We start from the raw sequence: 1,344 nt of genomic DNA on the forward strand, positions 1-1,344 counted from the left end.
CGACTGAATTTTCTGCATCAGCTATAGCATCTGCAAAATCTTTGCCAGTAGTGTTAATTTTTAAACCTTTTATAACCGTTGCTTCTTGTGCTGCTTTTAGCTGTGCAAAATTCACTGCATCAGTATCATCAGTACCCTTTTCTAAGCCTGTAATTTTTTTATTTCCTGCATTAATACCAGTCGCCATTATTTGCGGACCATTGGCAATCACTAAGCCTACGGAACTAACGATGGTGTTTCCTGATTGTAATACATCGACTACAATGTTCCGAGCGAGATCAAATTTTACTTTATTGTCGTCCTTGCCCTTGGTAATCTTTATGTTATCACTTGCAGCAGCTAAATCGACTGCGTGAGCTATATCAACGCTTGTAGTATTTGCACCACCAACAGAGAGTTTCCAACTCCCTCCTGCAAGCTTTGCCATCTCTTTCAATTGCGCAACATTTACTGCATCAGTATCGTCAGTCCCAGCTGACAATCCAGTAATTTGTCGCGTTACTTGATTAGGAACACTCCCAATAGTAATTGCACCAAAGCCTTTTGTAGATACCCATGCTCCATCTTTTTTAGTTGTGACTTTTCCAGTTATGGGGTCATATCCTGCAATACCTCCTGGCTTTATAGCCACACTATAACGACCCAAGGCGACAGCGCCCTCAAGACCGTCCGAAACCTTAGCCGTATAACCAAAAGCTATTGAACTGTCTGCCTTTGAGCCCACGACTGAACGAAGACCAATAGCTATCGCATATGAGGGCATATTGTTCTCAGAACCACTAACACCAATCTTAGCAGAAGAGCCTATAGCAATCCCACCACGCCCATAAACATGGGGCGACGTAAAAACCTCCCCCCCCGCACTACCAGGATCATATTGCGAACCTATCGCAATAGATGCCTCTCTGGCTACAAATGCCCCATCACCCAATGTTACACTAGCAGGAGGATTGCCAGCAGCACGGGTTAGCCCCGCACGACTCTGAAAAACAACAGGTAGCTTATTTACTGGCTGCGCAACCTCAGGCGTTGAAACATTAAAGTTTTTTTCTTCTTCATAAACATCATTGGCTTCTGTATCTGCAGAATTCATATGAATAACTCTTGTGAACTGGGGCGTTTTTTGATCACTCATATTTTTGGCTTTAGATATATTTGACACACCTTCCCATGCGCCACTACTATCTGTTGTCAAAACATTTATTTTAGAGCTCTCATCACTCGGACCTAGAAGAGTTTTGGTTAAAAAATTTGCATAGTCATCAGAAGCATTTACCTTGGGTGTCAAAGCAACATTCAGCGCTGTTAAATAATTGTCTTTTGAAACAGAAGAAGCATTCAAAC

The 1,344-nt window shown here is 42.3% G+C and carries 1 pseudogene; it reads right to left on the reverse strand.

The window, feature by feature from the left end:
* Positions 1–1,344 (reverse strand): annotated as a pseudogene (locus tag ACFIJ7_RS09475) (hypothetical protein); the annotation flags it as partial.

It is taken from the genome of Bartonella sp. MR100HLJHH (assembly GCF_042194215.1).
GTDB classification, from domain to species: Bacteria; Pseudomonadota; Alphaproteobacteria; order Rhizobiales; family Rhizobiaceae; genus Bartonella; species Bartonella grahamii.